The sequence below is a fragment of the Streptomyces sp. NBC_00386 genome, from assembly GCF_036063235.1.
Taxonomy (GTDB): Bacteria; Actinomycetota; Actinomycetes; order Streptomycetales; family Streptomycetaceae; genus Streptomyces.
In genome coordinates, this window is the sequence record NZ_CP107950.1 from 4,951,530 (window position 1) to 4,966,324 (window position 14,795).

At 71.0% G+C, this 14,795-nt stretch carries 14 protein-coding genes and 2 tRNA genes; 12 read left to right on the top strand and 4 right to left on the bottom strand.

The features are described from left to right. Positions 1-92 precede the first annotated feature (92 nt). Positions 93-683 carry an SSI family serine proteinase inhibitor gene (locus tag OG780_RS21760; RefSeq protein WP_328450652.1) on the bottom strand — a complete coding sequence of 197 codons (591 nt, stop codon included), beginning with the start codon at positions 681-683 and terminating at the stop codon, positions 93-95. A gap of 157 nt (positions 684-840) precedes the next feature. On the opposite strand from OG780_RS21760, the gene OG780_RS21765 reads away from it, so the two are divergent. The 3 genes from OG780_RS21765 to OG780_RS21775 all read left to right on the top strand — a co-directional run bounded on the left by OG780_RS21765 (position 841) and on the right by OG780_RS21775 (position 1,777). Beyond that, a tRNA-Ser gene (locus tag OG780_RS21765) sits at positions 841-931 on the top strand. Between the two features lie 246 nt (positions 932-1,177). Continuing rightward, a tRNA-Arg gene (locus OG780_RS21770) sits at positions 1,178-1,250 on the top strand. A gap of 95 nt (positions 1,251-1,345) precedes the next feature. Then, entirely contained in the window at positions 1,346-1,777 is a 432-nt protein-coding gene (locus tag OG780_RS21775; protein ID WP_328450654.1) for a DUF5959 family protein, read from the top strand. Here OG780_RS21775 and OG780_RS21780 read toward each other — a convergent pair. Further along, positions 1,774-1,908: a hypothetical protein gene (locus OG780_RS21780; RefSeq protein ID WP_443062190.1), complete on the bottom strand. Its 135-nt coding sequence runs from the start codon at positions 1,906-1,908 to the stop codon at positions 1,774-1,776. The two genes, OG780_RS21775 and OG780_RS21780, sit on opposite strands and share 4 nt — an antisense overlap. A gap of 44 nt (positions 1,909-1,952) precedes the next feature. Between OG780_RS21780 and OG780_RS21785 the strand changes: the two genes are divergently transcribed. Beyond that, positions 1,953-2,591 (top strand): LysE family translocator, encoded by a 639-nt coding sequence (locus tag OG780_RS21785; RefSeq protein WP_328450656.1) that lies wholly within the window; start codon positions 1,953-1,955, stop codon positions 2,589-2,591. Between the two features lie 443 nt (positions 2,592-3,034). Here the strand turns inward: OG780_RS21785 and OG780_RS21790 are convergent, their stop codons facing one another. Both OG780_RS21790 and OG780_RS21795 read right to left on the bottom strand, forming a co-directional pair. Then, a complete protein-coding gene (locus OG780_RS21790; RefSeq protein WP_328450658.1) occupies positions 3,035-3,394 on the bottom strand; it encodes a hypothetical protein in 360 nt (119 codons plus the stop codon). Positions 3,395-3,729: 335 nt separating this feature from the next. Further along, positions 3,730-5,100 (bottom strand): helix-turn-helix domain-containing protein, encoded by a 1,371-nt coding sequence (locus tag OG780_RS21795; RefSeq protein WP_328450660.1) that lies wholly within the window; start codon positions 5,098-5,100, stop codon positions 3,730-3,732. A 322-nt stretch (positions 5,101-5,422) separates the two neighbouring features. On the opposite strand from OG780_RS21795, the gene OG780_RS21800 reads away from it, so the two are divergent. The 8 genes from OG780_RS21800 (at position 5,423) to OG780_RS21835 (ending at position 14,626) form a co-directional block, all read left to right on the top strand. After that, the gene (locus OG780_RS21800; RefSeq protein WP_328450662.1) at positions 5,423-5,926 is read left to right on the top strand and encodes a hypothetical protein; all 504 of its coding nucleotides are present in this window, start codon (positions 5,423-5,425) and stop codon (positions 5,924-5,926) included. Positions 5,927-6,012: 86 nt separating this feature from the next. Continuing rightward, positions 6,013-6,903 carry a DUF2797 domain-containing protein gene (locus OG780_RS21805; RefSeq protein ID WP_328450664.1) on the top strand — a complete coding sequence of 297 codons (891 nt, stop codon included), beginning with the start codon at positions 6,013-6,015 and terminating at the stop codon, positions 6,901-6,903. A gap of 184 nt (positions 6,904-7,087) precedes the next feature. Beyond that, on the top strand, positions 7,088-7,438 hold the full coding sequence (locus tag OG780_RS21810; protein WP_328450666.1) for an antibiotic biosynthesis monooxygenase family protein: 351 nt from the start codon (positions 7,088-7,090) through the stop codon (positions 7,436-7,438). Further along, positions 7,431-8,354: an amidohydrolase family protein gene (locus OG780_RS21815; RefSeq protein ID WP_328450668.1), complete on the top strand. Its 924-nt coding sequence runs from the start codon at positions 7,431-7,433 to the stop codon at positions 8,352-8,354. The genes OG780_RS21810 and OG780_RS21815 overlap by 8 nt, the downstream gene beginning before the upstream one ends. A gap of 155 nt (positions 8,355-8,509) precedes the next feature. Then, positions 8,510-9,250, top strand: a complete 741-nt coding sequence (locus tag OG780_RS21820) for a response regulator transcription factor (RefSeq protein ID WP_326786852.1) — start codon at positions 8,510-8,512, stop codon at positions 9,248-9,250. Then, entirely contained in the window at positions 9,247-10,851 is a 1,605-nt protein-coding gene (locus tag OG780_RS21825) for a sensor histidine kinase (protein WP_328450671.1), read from the top strand. The genes OG780_RS21820 and OG780_RS21825 overlap by 4 nt, the downstream gene beginning before the upstream one ends. Positions 10,852-10,865: 14 nt before the next feature. After that, positions 10,866-12,350, top strand: coding sequence for a glycosyltransferase (locus OG780_RS21830; RefSeq protein WP_328450673.1), 1,485 nt, complete (start codon positions 10,866-10,868; stop codon positions 12,348-12,350). Continuing rightward, positions 12,347-14,626 (top strand): ArnT family glycosyltransferase, encoded by a 2,280-nt coding sequence (locus tag OG780_RS21835; protein WP_328450675.1) that lies wholly within the window; start codon positions 12,347-12,349, stop codon positions 14,624-14,626. The genes OG780_RS21830 and OG780_RS21835 overlap by 4 nt, the downstream gene beginning before the upstream one ends. The last annotated feature ends 169 nt before the right edge of the window (positions 14,627-14,795 follow it).

Genomic DNA, 14,795 nt, shown 5'->3' on the forward strand with positions numbered 1-14,795 from the left:
GCGTAGAACCTGTGACCACGCATTTCACCGTACGGAACCGTGAGGGCACCGTGAGATCACTGTGACTTCGCCGTGTCCTCGTTCCTTCCGCACTATGTGCGGGCGCCGGGCAGGACGGGCACGAGGGCGTTCCAGCGCGAGATCTCGCACCCGTTCGAGCGGTCGTAGCGCGCGTCGACGGGGCGCCCCGCCCAGGTTCCCGTGACATGAGCGGTGGCCGGACCTCCGTAGACCATCGTGCACAGGGCGTCCGGCGGCACCGGGGCGAAGGTGTCCTTGCCCCAGGTGGTCATCCGGTCCAGCCGGTCGCAGGCCTCCGCCGCGCGCGGATGGGTGCCGCCTGCGGGGTGGCACTCCAGCTCGAACGTCCCGTCGGCGCCGCCGCCCACGCCGTCGACGGTCACCGTCAGCCGGTCGGCGGAGTCGTCCGGGCGGGCCGGCGGGGGCATGAGGGCCGACAGGGCGAGGCCGTACGCGGCGACGGCCCGCCCCGGCGTCGGGACCCCGCCGGGGAACAGTGACGACGGTCCGCCGGTGAGAACGGTGGCGGGCCCGGCGGGGGACGCCACGTGTACGGGGGACGCCCCAGGAGCGTCGGAGGGGGTGCCGGCGGTGGCGCCGGGCGCCCAGGAGAGGGTGGTGGCGGCTGACACGGCGGCGGTGAGGAGCAGTCGGCGCAACATGACCTGCCTAACGCGGGGAGGCCCACCCGGTTGCGTGCTCGTGGGGGCTTTGCAGTGCGGCGTATCTCCCTAGTACCGTGGGGGGCGATTGGTGACGCGGTCCTCGACTGTGTCATCATCTGCACGCACCACTCGCGCTCGCGTGAGGGGTTGTGCGGGAGGCGTCGCCTAGTCCGGTCTATGGCGCCGCACTGCTAATGCGGTTTGGGACTTACATCCCATCGAGGGTTCAAATCCCTCCGCCTCCGCGCGAAGATCCGAAACCCCGGTCCAGTGGACCGGGGTTTCGGCGTTCCAGGGGTCCACGAGGGCCGCCGAACGTGCCGGCGTCCGGGACGCCCACAAGCGCCCAGAAGCACGTTTGCCCAGCTCACAAGGGGTGAGGCAAACGGATTTCACATGGCGGCGGCAGTCATGTAATGTTCTTCCTGTCGCCGCGAGCGGGGCAAAAGCCCGGGGAGCGAAGACAAGAACAAAAAACAAAAACAGAACAAGCACTCGTAGCTTAACGGATAGAGCATCTGACTACGGATCAGAAGGTTGCAGGTTCGAATCCTGCCGAGTGCACACAGGTAAGAGGCCCCCGGAGATGATCCGGGGGCCTCTTGCGTTGAGCCGTACAGCAGCGAAGTACAGCAACCGGATCAGCCGTAGGGGGAGCCGTGACCGAGAGCGCCGAGCCGCTTGAGTTGATCCACTTGGCCGACGGGACGCAGAGCGTGGTGGTGCGTGTGTTGTCGACGCAGCCCGGCTACTACGACGCCGAGATCGTCGTCCGCAGCGACTTCGTGAACGCCAAGGTGCGAACCGACTTCGACGCCGACGACGTTGACGAGTGGGGCGACCTCCTGGATGCGGTCGAGGATGACGACGCGGACATCGAGCAGGATGAGGACGATGTGTTCGCCGGGAACTGGCCGAGAGAGGGAGGCGCCGCGTACCTCACGTTCGTGGCCGATGACCCGTACGTGGTCGAGGTTCACGACGCGCCCGGCACACAGATCTGTGTCCGCGTGCCTCTTGACCTCAAGCCCGACTGGATCGCCGATTCCAGGGCCCGGCTCGCGGCAGTCCGACGAGCGCTCGGGATTTAGCCGCGGGGTCGTACGCGCCCCATGGCGTCTGACAGCTCGTCGATCGCCGCGCGTACTTCTTCCTCGCTCGCCTCCGCGTGGACCTCCATCGTCATGGCGATCTGCGAGTGCCGCAGGATGCGCTGCGCCACCTTCGGTATCTAAGCAGCAGATCGGGCGGGTAGCCTGGCATTCCATGGCAATGAGCACCGCCCTGTGGTCCTTCGCCCTGGTTGTAGGGCTTCTCACTCTGACTCCCGGACTCGACACCGCGCTGATCTTGCGCACCTCCGCCCTCGGTCGGCGCAGGAGAGCCTGGGGCGTCGTCCTCGGAATCCAGACCGGCACCCTGCTGTGGGGTGCGTTCACCTCCCTGGGAGTGACCGCACTTCTCACGGCCTCCCACCTCGCCTACACCGCGTTGCGCTGGATCGGCGCCGCCTACCTCGTCTGGATGGGGGCCCGCATGCTCCGGGACACCTTCCGGGGTCTGCCCGCGGCCGACACGACCGATGCAGTCCTGAAGGCCGGCGCGGACTCGGTCACCGGCGGCTGGCGACAGGGAACACTCACCAACCTCCTCAACCCGAAGATGGGCGCCTTCTACGTCGCCGTCCTGCCCCAGTTCATCCCTCCAGGCACGGACCACTTCACCATGGGCCTTCTGCTCACCACGGTGCACGTCCTCATCGGCCTGCTCTGGTCTGCCGTCCTCATCGGCTTCGCCCGCATCCTGCACGGTTGGCTCCGCAAGCCCCAGGCCCGCCGCGTACTCGACCGGATCACCGGCACGGTCATCGGCATCTTCGGCATCAGACTGGCGCTCAGTAACTGACCATCCGACTGTCAGGACCCAGCGGGCAGAGCGGCGCCGAACCCGGGTCAAGTCTCGTTGGAACTACGGATCAGAAGGCGTCGTGCCCCAAACGTGCCCGATCGAGCGGGGAACGACGGTGAACCGCGGGTACTCACGGGCGGCATGCAGCGCAACGGCCCCTGACCGAGCTACTTGAGTTCTAGGGGCCGTCGAAGCCGGGCACGCCTGGCTCACGCGGGCGGGATGGCGGCGATACCGGTCTGTTCGTCGGGGCTGATGGGCGGGCGCCGCTTGGTGCGGCGCCACCACAGCACGGAGCCGAAGGTGGAAATCTGGCCAGAGCTACGGATCAGAAGGTTGCAGGTTCGAATCCTGCCGAGCGCACACAGATCAAAGGCCCCGCCGGTTGAACCGGCGGGGCCTTCGACATCAGCGGGGACATCGACGTCGTCGTGGCGTCCTCAGAAGCCGGAGCAGGTAGCAGCGGCTGACGGTCCTGAGGCGGTGGACGTCTTCGGGGTGCCGTGGTCCACGGTCACGGAACAGACGGCGGTTCCTCCCGACCCACTGAGGCTGATGAGCAGCGATCCACCCTTGATGAAGCCTTTCGTCTTCACGACCTTCCGCCATGGCAAGGTCTTGGCGGTTTCGGATCTTGAAGAGATGCCGTCGTCGTTCCAGACGGAGTACGCGATGGTCACGTCTCGTGCGTTGCCCGTGACCGCGTACTCCACCTCGACCGTCTTCGACGCCTCGTGCGAGATGCCGGCGATGACGGCCGCGCACCCGCCCGCTACCAACAGGACCAGCACCAGCAGCACCCATGGCCACTTCCGTCTCTTCTTCTTCGGCGGTGCTGCTCCATAGGGTGGTCCGCCGCCCTGGGGCGACGGTCCCCATCCCTGTGGCTGATGCTGTTGTGCGCCTTGTCCCCACGATTGCTGAGACGGATCGGGCCGGGGCGGCTCCCCGGGGGTGGGTTCGCTCATGGCCTCAGCGTCCGATAGCCCCCTCGCGCGCGCGACTCGGAGTCCCCGTACACGGTCTCCATTCGTCCGACGGTTCGGGGGGCTGGCGGGCCGTCAGGCGGTGCCCTCTCCGGCTGGATTGCTGCCGTGGTGTTCGGGGGCGGGTCGGAGAAGGAACGGGCTCGGGCTCAGTCGTGTGTGGGCGTCTGGACCCAGTGCGGGGGTGATTCGGCGTACGAGTAGTGCGGGAGTCCGGCGATTCCCGCGGTGCGGAAGGGGTGGCCGTGGTCGTCGATCCGGATGGTGCCGGTGCGGCCCTGCGAGGACCAGTCGAGGTCTAGGTACCAGTCGCACGCGCAGTGCCCGGTCCGTGCCTTGACCAGCAGTACCTCCGGGTCCTCCACGGAGACCCGGTACGGGAGGCGCCTCGCCGGCAGGGTCTCGTCCCCTCTTTCCCCGGACACGGCCCGGGGGACGGGGGTGTGCGCGTCGAGGTTCACCGCGAAGGACCGGGGCGTGATGCCCCCGCCGCAGCCCAGGGCCGTGTCGTAGACGAAGGCTCCGTCGCCCGGGGGCGCGGCGCGGCGTACGACCCGGACGTGCAGGGTCTCCAGGACGACGGCCGCCGAGCTGCGCCCCTGCACCGACACCCGCACGATCGTCTCCCCGCCGTGCACCGCGTCCTGGGCGTTCGCCCACACCTCGGCGTCCTCGGCGGACGGCGGCGGGGGGACCTGGCCCGGGGGTTTGCCGATGACGTAGTCGTGGCCGCAGTCCCCGTCCCAGACATGGGAGTTCACGGTCCAGGTGAAGGGGACGGCCGGGGTGGACGGTCGCGCCGAAGTGCCGGTGGGTGATGCCGCCGGACCGCTGCGCGGTGAGGCTTTGCCGGGGGAACCCTGGGCCGGGAACTCCGGGTACCCCGGAAGGCCCGGCAACGCCGCAAATGCCAAGAGCCCCGCGGCGGTCAGGAGGAACACGACGGCCGGACGCCGGCGGTACCAGGCGCGGGAGGGCCGCTCGGCCGCGGTCACGGCGACCGGTTCCGGTGTGGGCACGGCGTCCGCCGCGGGCGGTGCGTCAGGTGCGTTCGGCGCATCCGGCGTGGGTGCCGTGAGGGGATCGGGCCCGGCGGGGGACGCGAGGGGTACGGGGGGTACGGGTGTGTTCCCCCGCTCCGGAGTTCTGTCGTTCCCGTCCGCGGCGCCGTCGGAGCCGTCTTGCGCGCCGCCGTCCGATCCACCCTCCGCGCCGCCTTCCAGGGCGCTCGGTTCGGTCGCGGGCGCCTCACGCGGGCGGGGCCGGCGTCGCTGCGCGACCGCCAGGATCCACAGCCGGTGCAACTCCACGCGCTCCTGGGACGAGGCTCCGCACAACGCGGCGAACCGCTCCACCACGGCGAAGTCCAGCGGCACCGCCTCGCCCGCGCAATAGCGGTGCAGCGTGGAGGCGTTCATGCCCAGGCGCCGGGCGAGAGCCGCGTAGCTGCGATCCGTGCGGGCCTTGAGGCGTGCCAGCCGGTCCGCGAACCTCGTCACGTCGTCGTCGGCCGCGGCCATGGCCCGTGCCCACCTCCGCTCGTATCGGTCCGTCCCGTCCCGGAACGGCATCCCAAGGGGTCCATATCTCTGCACGTCAACTGCCCTGGGATGGTTCCACTGTTGCGGACCGGACGGCAGTGATTGCCGCGGTCCCCCAGGGCCGCCGATGCTCTTGGTGTCGCCCCCCAGCGGTACGGCCCCACCGGCCGGCCTGTTCAGGGGAGCGGCATCCAGACCACCCACTCGTCCACGGGGACACCCATGGCCGGACGCACCCTCGACGGGGCGTCCGGCGGTCCCGTGCGACGACGTACACCGACTCGGAACCGAGGGACACACCATGCACGGGAACACTTCCGGACGCCGCAGCCTCCGCCGTATCGCGGCCGTCACCGCCGGCCTCGCCCTGGGCCTCGGGCTCGGCGTCTCGGCGCACGCCTCCCAGACCGACGCGCCGCACCGCGCTCCGCTGGCGGCCGCCGCCAAGCAGCGGACCGTGAGCGGCAAGGCCGACGACGCGCTCACCGGCATCGCCGACTTCTACGGCGCCTACATCGACGCCCAGAACGGCTCCGACCCCAATCCCAAGCTGATGAACGACCTGCGCGCCCACTACCTGGACTCCGCGCTCAGCAAGAAGCTGGCGGCCTGGGAGCGCACGAACCACGCGGACGGCGTCCTGCGCGCCCAGAGCATCCCCGCCCGGTGGACGGTGACCGAGAAGAGCAAGGGCGACTCCACCGAGGCCGTCGTCACCCTGAGCTGGGGCATGGGAGGCACCGTCAAGCTCTCGGTCGTCATGACCCCCAACCACCGCATCGTCAGCATCAGCCCGGCCAAGTAGCGGACGGCTGCCGCAGGACCGTGCGGCCCGTGAGTGATCCCCCACTGGTCAGGGTGTTTGTCAGTGGGGGGCTCTACTGTCGTTGTGTGCGGCGGGTGTGGACGTGTTCGGGGTTGCGGTGGTCGGGGGACGGGCCCGTGCTGGTGTGGGGCGGGGGGCGCACGAGCCCGCTGGTCCCGGGGCGGCGGATCGCGTTCGGCGTCGTGGACGGGGGTGTGCGGACCTGCGTGGGGGCGCGGGGGAACGCGTGTCCCGTGCGGGCCGCCGTGTCGCCGCGCGGTACGGGGGCGCGGTGCGAGGAGTGCGCGCGGCTGGACCGGGCGCACTCGGTGGCCGCCGACACGCTGGCCGATGACCCCCGGCCGTACCGCGTGTATCTCGCGTGGTTCGGGCCCGGCCTGGTCAAGGTGGGGATCACGCGGGTCGAGCGGGGTTCCACCCGCCTTCTGGAGCAGGGCGCCGTCACCTTCAGCTGGCTGGGGCAAGGGCCGCTGATGGCCGCCCGCCGGGCCGAGGAACTGCTGCGGGCCGCGCTCGGGGTGCCGGACCGGATTCCGTACGCCGACAAGCGGGCGGTGCGGGCGGCTCTGCCGGGGGCCGGGGAGCGCGTCGCCGAGATCCGGGAGCTGCACGGGCGTGCCGGGGATCTCGACGGCTGGCCGGAGTCGCTCCGGCGCGCCCCCTTCGAGCCCGTGGACCACACGGACCTGTTCGCACTCACCGGGCTTCCGGCCGCGCGGGGGGTCGTGCGCGAACTGGCCGCGGGGGGCTCGGCCGGCGGAGAGCTGTGCGCCGCGGCGGGTCCCGATCTCCATCTCCTCACCGGGCGCGGAGTCGTCGTCCTCGACACCCGGCTGATGACGGGGTGGGACCTGACCGGCGTCGGCGGCACGGACGTGGACCAGGACTCTGGAATCACCTTTCCCGTACGGGAGCTGCCCGCGGCGGACACCACTGTTCAGGACGGCCTCTTCTGAGGGAACAGGGGGAGGGGTGAGGGGGAGAAGGGGGCGCGGCGCTTCGGTGATGGCGGGGCGGGGCGGGCCGACGGACGGAGACGGGGCGGGCCGGCGGGCGGGATGGTCAAGACTTCGATCCCTTTCGGCTCCCGTTCGGAAAGGCGCTGGACGGCGGGGGACGCCCGCAAGGAGAGTGTCGGACATGAGCGATCACCCTCCCGTTCCTGTCGCAGCCCATGAGCCCCCCTACTACGTCGCCGTGTTCACCTCCGTGCGGAAGGAGGAGGACGCCGGGTACGGGGAGGCCGCCGAGCGCATGGAGGAGCTGGTCCAGCAGATCCCGGGCTATCTGGGGATGGATTTCGCGCGCTCACCGGGCGGACTGGCCATCACCGTCGGGTACTTCCGGGACGAGGACGCCATCAAGGAGTGGGGCGCGCACGCCGAGCACCGGGTGGCGCAGCGGCGCGGCCGGGCCGACTGGTACGAGCGCTACACCCTGCACATCGCCAAGGTCGAGCGGAGCCACGGGTTCGAGCGTGCCGATGGCTGACCGGGAGGGGACGCCGGGCGAGGAGACCGGGGACGTCCGGGACGAGGCACGCGAAGTGCGGGGCTTCTGGGAGAGGCTCGGGCTGCCCGGACTCGTCGACGTCCACACGCACTTCATGCCCGAGCGGGTGCTGCGCAAGGTGTGGGACTACTTCGACGGACTCGGCGAGCTCACCGGCGGCATCGAGTGGCCGATCGCCTATCGCGCGGACGAGGACGAACGGCTGGCGCTGATCCGGGAGTTCGGGGTACGCGCCTTCACGGCGATGCTCTACCCGCACAAGGCCGGCATGGCCGAGTGGCTCAACTCCTGGGCCGTCGGCTTCGCCCGCCGGACCCCGGACTGTCTGCACACCTCGACGCTCTTCCCCGAACCCGGCGTCGAGCGGTACGTGCGCGAGGCGGTGGAGGCGGGCGCGCGCGTCTTCAAGGCACACGTGCAGGTGGGGGCGTACGACCCGGCGGACGAACTCCTCGACCCGGCCTGGGGGTTGCTCGCCGAAGCGGGAATCCCCGTGGTGATCCACTGCGGGTCGGGGCCCTCCCCCGGCAAGCACACCGGCCCGGCGCCGGCCGCCGCCGTCCTTCGCCGGCACCCCCGGCTGCGGTTCGTCTTCGCGCACATGGGGATGCCCGAGTACGAGGACTTCCTCGGCCTCGCCGAGCGCCACGACGAGGTGCGGCTCGACACGACCATGGCGTTCACCGACTTCAGCGAACGCCTCGCGCCGTTCCCGCCGGGTCTCCTGCCCCGGCTCGCGGACCTCGGGGACCGGGTGCTCCTCGGCACGGACTTCCCGAACATCCCGTATCCGTACGTCCATCAGCTGCACGCGTTGGAACGGCTCGGCCTGGGGGACGACTGGCTGCGAGCGGTCTGCCACGGGAACGGCGCCCGTCTCTTCGGCCTCCGCTGAAGCCGACGGGGTCTACCGGCCGACCCCGGCAGGGCCCACCGGTTGACGCCGGCAGGGCCCACCCAGGAGTTTCCTGAGAGGCGCCTGTGTGTTTCTCAGGAAAATCACAGGTTGCGGAAAGGATGCTCTCAGCGGGGCCCACCAAGGTGTCCGCTATGACCACGACCTCGCCCCAGGGGCGCACCGAACTGCTGAGGCCGGACGGGAGCCCCGTCCGAGTGCTTGTGGTGGACGACGAGCTGTCGATCACCGAGCTGCTGTCCATGGCCCTTCGCTACGAAGGATGGCAGATCCGCAGCGCGGGTGACGGGACGGGCGCGGTGCAGACCGCGCGCGAGTTCCGGCCCGACGCCGTGGTGCTCGACATGATGCTGCCCGACATGGACGGCCTGACGGTGCTCGGCCGGCTCCGCCGGGAGCAGCCCGATGTCCCGGTGCTGTTCCTGACCGCGAAGGACGCGGTCGAGGACCGCATCGCGGGGCTCACCGCCGGTGGCGACGACTATGTGACCAAGCCGTTCAGCCTGGAGGAGGTCGTGGCCCGGCTGCGCGGTCTCATCCGGCGTTCGGGCGCCGCCGACCGGCGGTCCGAATCCGTGCTCGTCGTCGGGGACCTCGCCCTGGACGAGGACAGCCACGAGGTGTCGCGCGGCGGGGACAACATCCACCTCACCGCGACCGAGTTCGAGCTGCTGCGCTTCCTGATGCGCAACCCGCGCCGGGTGCTGAGCAAGGCGCAGATCCTCGACCGTGTGTGGTCGTACGACTTCGGTGGCCAGGCCAATGTGGTCGAGCTCTACATCTCGTATCTGCGGCGGAAGATCGACGCCGGGCGCGAGCCGATGATCCACACCCGGCGTGGGGCCGGATATCTGATCAAGCCCGCCACGTCATGAGCGGACGACGACGGACGCGAGCGCAGAAGAGGCGAGCACGACAGCCGCGCACCCTGCGGACGCGGCTCGTCGTCGGGTCCGTCACGCTGATCGCCGTCGTGTGCGCGGTGATCGGCACCGTGACGACGATCGCGTTGCGCTCGCACCTGTACGACCAGCTGGACAGCAGCGTGGCCGACGCGGCGATGCGCGCGGCGGGACCGATGGGCGACCCGGCGGGCGGTCCGTCCGGCGGCGGGGCCGCGCACCCCCCGAGCGACGACGTCCTCGGCAAGGATCCCCTGGAGTTCGTCCTCCGGGGCCAGGAGATGGGCGCCATCGGCGCGACCGTGAAGAACGGGCAGGTCACCAAGGGCATCGTCAGCGTGGACAAGAAGGACTCCAACGGGGTCAACCAGCCCACCGCGCTCCAGCTCGGCGAGAGCCAGCTCGCCGCCCTCGCCTCGGTCGCGAAGGACAAGAGCCCGCACACAGTGGACATCCCCGGCCGGGGCGAGTACCGCGTGCGGTACCAGGAAGGCAGGAACGGCGCCTTCTACGTGGCGCTCCCGACCGACGACGTCACCAACACCCTCACCACGCTGATCTACGTCGAGATCAGCGTCACCGGCGCGGGTCTCGCGGCGGCCTCCCTCGCGGGCGCCGCCATCGTGACCCTCGCCCTGCGCCCCCTGCGCAAGGTCGCCGCGACCGCCACCCGTGTCTCCGAACTCCCGCTGCACACCGGCGAGGTCACGCTCTACGAGCGGGTGCCGGAGTCCGAGTCCGATCCGCACACCGAGGTCGGGCAGGTCGGGGCGGCGCTCAACCGCATGCTCGACCACATCCACGGCGCGCTGCACGCGCGCCAGCAGAGCGAGATGCGCGTACGGCAGTTCGTCGCGGACGCCAGTCATGAGCTGCGCACCCCGCTGGCCTCCATCCGCGGGTACGCCGAGCTGACCAGACGCGGCCGGGAGGAGACCGGGCCCGACACCCGGCACGCGCTCGGGCGGATCGAGTCCGAGGCCGGCCGGATGACGCTGCTCGTGGAGGATCTGCTGCTGCTCGCGCGGCTCGACGCCGGGCGGCCGCTGCAGCACGAGCAGACCGACCTCGTACCCCTGGTGATCGACGCCGTGAGCGACGCGCGGGCCGCCGGGCGCAGCCACAACTGGCGGCTCGAACTGCCCGAGGAGCCCGCGCTGGTGTCGGCGGACGCCGCGCGCCTCCAGCAGGTCATGGTCAATCTCTTCGCCAACGCCCGCACGCACACCCCACCGGGGACGACCGTCACCGCGCGGGTGCACCGGCACGGGCCGTGGCTGTGCGTGGACGTCCAGGACGACGGCCCCGGCATTCCGTCCGATCTGCTGCCGCGCGTCTTCGAGCGGTTCGCGCGAGGAGACTCGTCGCGCTCGCGCGCCTCCGGATCGACCGGTCTGGGGCTCGCCATCGTGCAGGCCGTCGCGGCCGCGCACGGGGGCGCCGTGACCGTGGACAGCGTGCCCGGCAGGACCGTGTTCACCCTGCACCTGCCCGCGCTCGCCCTCGAAACGTCCTGGCAACAGCACTCACAGGTACAGCACAGCGCCAGCACATGGGTGCAACAGCGGGCTTGACGAAGGTCGTTCCCATGCGAACCAAACCTTCTCCCGGCAACCTGCCGGCGCGGGAGCACCTCCCGGCCACAGACGCGGGTACGCCTGTCCTGGACGTCGTGATCCCCGTCTACAACGAGGAGAAGGACCTCCAGCCATGCGTGATCAGACTGCACGACCACCTCAAGCGCACGTTCCCGTACGCGTTCCGCATCACGGTGGCGGACAACGCGTCCACGGACAGCACCCCGCTGGTGGCGGCCCGGCTGGCGGCACAGCTCCCGGAGGTCACCTCCTGCCGGCTGGAGCAGAAGGGCCGCGGCCGGGCGCTGCGGACCGTCTGGTCGGCGTCCGACGCGCCGGTCCTCGCGTACATGGACGTGGACCTGTCCACCGATCTGAACGCGCTCCTGCCGCTGGTGGCCCCGCTCATCTCCGGTCACTCGGACCTCGCGATCGGCTCGCGGCTGTCCCGCTCCTCACGTGTGGTGCGGGGCGCCAAGCGGGAGTTCATCAGCCGCGCCTACAACCTGATCCTGCGCGGTTCGCTCCAGGCCCGCTTCTCGGACGCGCAGTGCGGCTTCAAGGCGATCCGCCGTGATGTCGCCCAGGTGCTGCTGCCGCTCATCGAGGACACCGGCTGGTTCTTCGACACCGAGATGCTGGTGCTGGCCGAGCGGGCCGGGCTGCGCATCCACGAGGTCCCCGTCGACTGGGTCGACGACCCGGACTCGACCGTCCACATCGTGAAGACCGCGACGGACGACCTGAAGGGCGTATGGCGGGTGGGACGCGCTCTCGCCACCGGCTCGCTGTCGCTCGACCGGCTCGTCCGGCCCTTCGGGGACGACCCGCGCGACCGCGAACTGACCGACGTCCCCAAGGGCCTGGCCCGCCAGCTCGTCGGCTTCTGCGTCGTGGGCGGCCTGTCCACCCTGTTCTACCTGCTGCTCTACAGCGGCTTCCGCTCCGTCTCCGGCGCGCAGGTCGCCAACGCGCTCGCGCTGCTCGTGTCGGCGGTCGCCAACACGGCGGCCAACCGGCGGCTCACCTTCGGCGTACGGGGCCGGGGCGGCGCCGTCCGGCACCAGGCACAGGGCCTGGTCGTCTTCGGTATCGGGCTCGCCCTGACCAGCGGCTCCCTCGCCGCCCTCGCGGCCGCGACGAGCGACCCCGCGCACTCCACCGAACTGGCGGTGCTCATCGCCGCCAACCTCGCGGCGACCGTGCTGCGCTTCCTGCTCTTCCGCGCCTGGGTCTTCCCCGACCGGCGGGGCGGGACACCGTCACCGTCCCCGGTGGTGGCCTCGCACCAGCCGGCCCCGCCGTTCCACCCGACGGCCGTACGGCAGGGCGGGAACGCGTATCCGCCGCTGCCCCAGCGTCCGACGGCTCCCCCGTCCCCGTACGACACCGCCCCGTACCGCGCCGACGAGGCCGCGGACCGCTCCTGGCGGGATTCGACCATGCAGTTGCAGGCCGTGCATCCGCACGATCACGACCCGAGGAAAGCCCGATGACGACACAGCCCGACATGAGCGCCGGTACCGGTACCAGTGCCGGTACGAGCATCGAGACGGACACCGGCGGCGGTGTCGGCACCTCCGGTCACGCCTGGGGGCCGCCCGCCTCGGCACCGCCCCCGGAGCATGTCCCGCCCGCGGGCGCTCCCGGAGCCGGTGAGCCCCAACAGCCCTTCTTCCGTCGCGCCTGGAGAGGCCGTCCCGAGGACCCGCACTGGGTGCGCCCCGCCTTCCTCGGTCTGCTGCTCGCCACCGCGGTGCTCTACCTGTACGACCTGAGCGCCTCCGGGTACGCCAACTCCTTCTACTCCGCGGCCGTGCAGGCCGGCAGCCAGAGCTGGAAGGCCTTGTTCTTCGGCTCGCTCGACTCGGCCAACGCCATCACCGTCGACAAGCCCCCGGCCTCTCTGTGGCCGATGGCCCTGTCGGTGCGGATCTTCGGTCTCAGCTCCTGGGCGATCCTCGTTCCCGAGGTCCTGATGGGCGTGGCCACGGTCGGCGTCCTGTACGCGGCCGTACGGCGCCGGTTCAGCGCCGCGGCGGGTCTGATCGCCGGTGCGGTGTTCGCGCTCACCCCGGTCGCCGCGCTGATGTTCCGGTTCAACAACCCGGACGCGATGCTCGCGCTGCTCATGACCGTCACGGTCTACTGCGTGATCCGCGGCCTGGAGGACGGCCGGACGAAGTGGCTGGTCCGGGCCGGCGTCGCGGTCGGCCTCGCCTTCCTCGCCAAGACGCTCCAGGCCTTCCTGATCCTGCCGCCGCTGGCCGTGCTGTACGCGGTCTGCGCGCCGGTGACGGTCCGCAAGCGGTTCGCGCAGCTGGGCTTCTCGACGGCCGCGATGGTGGTCGCCGGCGGCTGGTGGGTCGCGATCGTCGAGCTGTGGCCCGCGTCCTCCCGCCCGTACATCGGCGGCTCGCAGAACAACTCCTTCCTGGAGCTGACCTTCGGCTACAACGGCCTCGGCCGTATCAACGGCGACGAGACCGGCAGTGTCGGCGGTGGCGGTGGTGGCACCGGGATGTGGGGCGAGACCGGCTGGGACCGGATGTTCAACTCCGAGATCGGCGGCCAGATCTCCTGGCTGCTCCCGGCGGCCCTGATCCTGCTGGTGGCCGGCCTCGTCCTCACCCGGAAGGCGAAGCGGACCGACCTGGCCCGTGCCTCCTTCCTCGCCTGGGGCGGCGCGCTGCTGATGACCGCGCTGGTCTTCAGCTACATGGCCGGCATCTTCCACCAGTACTACACAGTGGCGCTGGCCCCCTACATCGCCGCCGTGGTCGGCATGGGCGCGACGGCGCTGTGGGAGGAGCGGGGCAAGGTGTGGGCGGCGCTCACCCTCGCCGGTTCGGCCGTCGCGGCCGCGGCCTGGGGCTACGTCCTTCTCAACCGCACCTCCGACTATCTGCCGTGGCTCAAGTGGCTGGTCCTCGTCGGCGGTCTGACCGGCGCGCTCGGGCTGGTCTTCGCGGCCCGGCTGGGCAGGCAGCTCGCCCTCGCGGCCGCCGGGCTGGGCTTCGTGGCGGCGGTCGCGGGCCCGACGGCGTACACGCTCTCCACGGTGAACACCGGGCACACCGGTTCCATCGTGACGGCCGGTCCGGCCGGGGCGGGCATGGGCGGCGGTCCCGGTGGCGGCGGTGGCATGCGGGGCGGGTTCCCCGGCGGCGGCCAGAACCAGCAGAACGGCAACGGCGGCATGCCGAACGGGCAGCAGGGCATGCCCGGCGGCGGTACGGGTCAGCCCCCGACGGGCGGCACCGGCGGATTCCCGGGCCAGAACCAGCAGGGCAACGGCAACGGCCAGGGCCAGAACCAGCAGGGCGGCATGCCCGGCGGCGGTACGGGTGAGGGCGGTATGCCCGGCGGTGGCGGCGGTGCCGGGGGCCTGCTGAACGGCGCGTCCGTCAGCTCCGCGGCCAAGGCGCTGCTGTCGAAGAACGCGGGGGACTACACCTGGGCGGCCGCCGCGATCGGTTCCCAGAACTCCGCGAGCTACCAACTGGGCACCGGAAAGCCGGTGATGGCGATCGGCGGCTTCAACGGCACCGACCCGTCCCCGACGCTGGCCCAGTTCAAGAAGTACGTGACGGACGGCAAGATCCACTACTTCATCTCGGGCGGCGGCATGGGCGGGGGCATGGGCGGCGGAAACTCCGGCACCACCTCCACCTCCTCCCAGATCAGCTCCTGGGTCACGGCCAACTTCAAGAAGGTGACGGTGGGTTCGGCCACCTTCTACGACCTGACCCAGCCGGCCGGCGGCAGCTGACCGGCGGATCCGGCCGGTCGGTACAGGGCCGGTGTGTGGGGAGCGGTGGTCCGGAGCGAGTGCGCTCCGGGTCACCGCTCTTTCGTCTCGTGCGCCGTCGTCTCGTGTGCCGTCGTTTCGTGCCGTGCCGTGGCGGGGAATCGGCATTGTACGGTGTATAAGGACTGTT

Bases quoted from the DNA above. Each gene is read 5' to 3' on its own strand.
- OG780_RS21815 (WP_328450668.1), top strand. From the start codon at position 7,431: ATGGCTGACCGGGAGGGGACGCCGGGCGAGGAGACCGGGGACGTCCGG.
- OG780_RS21835 (WP_328450675.1), top strand. From the start codon at position 12,347: ATGACGACACAGCCCGACATGAGCGCCGGTACCGGTACCAGTGCCGGT.
- OG780_RS21800 (WP_328450662.1), top strand. From the start codon at position 5,423: ATGCACGGGAACACTTCCGGACGCCGCAGCCTCCGCCGTATCGCGGCC.
- OG780_RS21810 (WP_328450666.1), top strand. From the start codon at position 7,088: ATGAGCGATCACCCTCCCGTTCCTGTCGCAGCCCATGAGCCCCCCTAC.
- OG780_RS21795 (WP_328450660.1), bottom strand. From the start codon at position 5,100: ATGGCCGCGGCCGACGACGACGTGACGAGGTTCGCGGACCGGCTGGCA.
- OG780_RS21830 (WP_328450673.1), top strand. From the start codon at position 10,866: ATGCGAACCAAACCTTCTCCCGGCAACCTGCCGGCGCGGGAGCACCTC.
- OG780_RS21820 (WP_326786852.1), top strand. From the start codon at position 8,510: ATGACCACGACCTCGCCCCAGGGGCGCACCGAACTGCTGAGGCCGGAC.
- OG780_RS21785 (WP_328450656.1), top strand. From the start codon at position 1,953: ATGGCAATGAGCACCGCCCTGTGGTCCTTCGCCCTGGTTGTAGGGCTT.
- OG780_RS21760 (WP_328450652.1), bottom strand. From the start codon at position 683: ATGTTGCGCCGACTGCTCCTCACCGCCGCCGTGTCAGCCGCCACCACC.
- OG780_RS21825 (WP_328450671.1), top strand. From the start codon at position 9,247: ATGAGCGGACGACGACGGACGCGAGCGCAGAAGAGGCGAGCACGACAG.